The sequence below is a fragment of the Bartonella sp. AP57NXGY genome (assembly GCF_042195805.1).
Taxonomy (GTDB): domain Bacteria; phylum Pseudomonadota; class Alphaproteobacteria; order Rhizobiales; family Rhizobiaceae; genus Bartonella.
On sequence record NZ_JBHIOZ010000195.1, the window covers coordinates 1 to 2,178 of the forward strand.

General features: G+C 39.0%; 2 protein-coding genes and 1 pseudogene. All 3 read right to left on the reverse strand.

Annotated elements, in window-relative coordinates; all coding sequences use genetic code 11:
- Positions 1-109: 109 nt before the first annotated feature.
- The gene (locus tag ACFIL8_RS09360; protein ID WP_375689557.1) at positions 110-1,300 is read right to left on the reverse strand and encodes a hypothetical protein; all 1,191 of its coding nucleotides are present in this window, start codon (positions 1,298-1,300) and stop codon (positions 110-112) included.
- 63 nt (positions 1,301-1,363) lie between these two features.
- On the reverse strand, positions 1,364-1,513 hold the full coding sequence (locus ACFIL8_RS09365; RefSeq protein ID WP_375689559.1) for a hypothetical protein: 150 nt from the start codon (positions 1,511-1,513) through the stop codon (positions 1,364-1,366).
- 230 nt (positions 1,514-1,743) lie between these two features.
- Positions 1,744-2,178 (reverse strand): annotated as a pseudogene (locus ACFIL8_RS09370) (DUF3792 domain-containing protein); the annotation flags it as partial.

Below are 2,178 nucleotides of genomic sequence, written 5' to 3' on the forward strand. Positions count from 1 at the left end.
TCTGCTAAGTGGAGAGCAAATGTAACTTGTGCTGTTTCATCGGCAAAGCTGCTAAAGCCCAAAACAAGGAAAAGCCCCATTTGGGTAAAAATCATGGATTTTTTCTTTGTCACAATGCTCCCCAACATGCTAAAGCTTTTACAGCTTTTAAAATTTCCTTCTGTGCTGTGTCATGTGGTTTATCATTTAATTTTGCTAGATCTAATTTTTTTCCTGATGAAAGTTGAGAAAGGAAATGTTCTAGATGAGAGCTATACTCAAAACTGGCGCAATGCCCATTTGCTGCGATGAGCAGTTCTTTTGTTTCAGTTAAGGGCACCCATTGCAGGGTTGCAGGTGGGCGAAGAGTGATTTCATTTTCAATTTCGGAGACGTCAACAAGGGGGCGCTTGACACATAAACGTGAACTTGTATCACAAATTAATTGAGAAACCAGCATATGGCGTTTTAAGGTACCATTTGCGATGGCGGAGTTTAGTGCAGAGTGTTGAAAAGCATTATCAGGGTTTAAATTTGCTCTTCCTGATGCGCGGATATCATGTCGCGTTCGATCATCAAGATGGAGTAAATGCGTGACATAATTTTTATGATGTTGTGCATCGTGTGCTGTTTCCCAAAAAGCAATATTGATATTTGCCGCGATATTTTTTCCAGTTTCAGCAACGTGGAAAGCATCATGGGGAAAGTAGGCAACACGGTCTGTACGGTTTTGCAGCGCAATTGCTGTTAATTTATGCGCTTCATATTCAGGATATTTTAGCCCTTGGAGGTCTTCTCGTGTACTGGGCCATGCAAACATTGTTTTGCCATCCTGTAGAGTAAAACCAAAATTATGAGCGTGATCTACATGGATCCCAACATGGGTAGAAGAATACCGGCCAATGAAGCAGTCAATATCTACGCGTCCACCAGGCCTAAAACCTAAAGAATGAGCTAATTGATCTGCAAATTGTTTTGCCACATCCCATAGAACAGGGGTTGCAGCGTATAATCCATAATACATGACCGCCCATTCTTGTCCTTCGGCATATTGGTCAACGCGGGCAGTATATTCTTCTATAGTTCTATCCGTATCTAAAACAAGAAAGTTTGAAAGAGGACGTGGACTCCGCACTCCATTAACCACTGTTACTACTTCGGATTTAGGATTAAGAGCTAAGAGTTTATGAGGATGTAGAGCGTATTGTCTTAAAGCATTCAAAACATCCCTTTCATCGAAAGGGATGTGTGAAATTGATAATTCAGCTGCTTGCTTAGCCCAATTTTTTTGAGAAAAGCTCTCTGAAAATAACTGAAACATGCACTTAAATATACTTAATTTTAAAGTTAGATATGTAAATAGATCTGTATCAACAATACATTATTAAACTTCTAACGAACCATTCACATCAAGCTCATTTTGACAAATTTGAATATCGTTACGCTGTGCATACTTAGTAAGCATTGCAGTTGGCACAACTTCGTCAGCAGCCAATTCAATAACATTTTTTACTTTATTAAGTGAAATATTCATATATTTCCCCCCTTATAGTTGATAGAAAAACAATGATGACCAAAATAAAAAAACTACCACTTATTTCCTCTTAATATGGATTTTATTTTTGTCAAATGTTATGTTGATTGCAAAGAGCATTTTAAATAAGAGGGCTGAATTTTAGAGTGATTAAGAAGAATTTACAAAAAAAGCTGCACTATGCGTGCAGCTTTTTATGTATTTGCTTTAAAGGTAGACAGGTAGACGTTTTAAAGCATGAAAGTGTCCTTACGGCTTCTATAACCATAATAGCCAAAAATACTGGAAATAATGGCGCCTACCAGACTTCCTAAAAAGCCCCACCACCCCATATTGGAGGCTGTTTTTGTGGCTTTAGTTGCAGTGTTTTTTGCTCCCTTGATCGTATCCTCAAGATTGTCTGAGAGTGTTTCTGCCCGTTCTTCAAGGACTTTGATGGCTTTTTCGGTCTTTTCTTCTGCGCTTTGATAGAGTTGAACAGCATGGTTGGCTGCTGTTTGTGCATCCGAACGGGACATGCCATCTTTTATGAGCGCGTTGATGATATCACTTCGATCAAATTTTGTCGTGAGATCTTCTACACGATCAGACAGGCGCTCACCAAGATTTTTTAAAGTGGTGCGATAGTAAGAAGGATCATTTTTGAAAGCTGTTATCGCAGAACC

What these genes read in the sequence shown, in the direction of transcription:
- ACFIL8_RS09360 (WP_375689557.1), bottom strand. Translation starts at nt 1,300, where the DNA reads ATGTTTCAGTTATTTTCAGAGAGCTTTTCTCAAAAAAATTGGGCTAAG.
- ACFIL8_RS09365 (WP_375689559.1), bottom strand. Translation starts at nt 1,513, where the DNA reads ATGAATATTTCACTTAATAAAGTAAAAAATGTTATTGAATTGGCTGCT.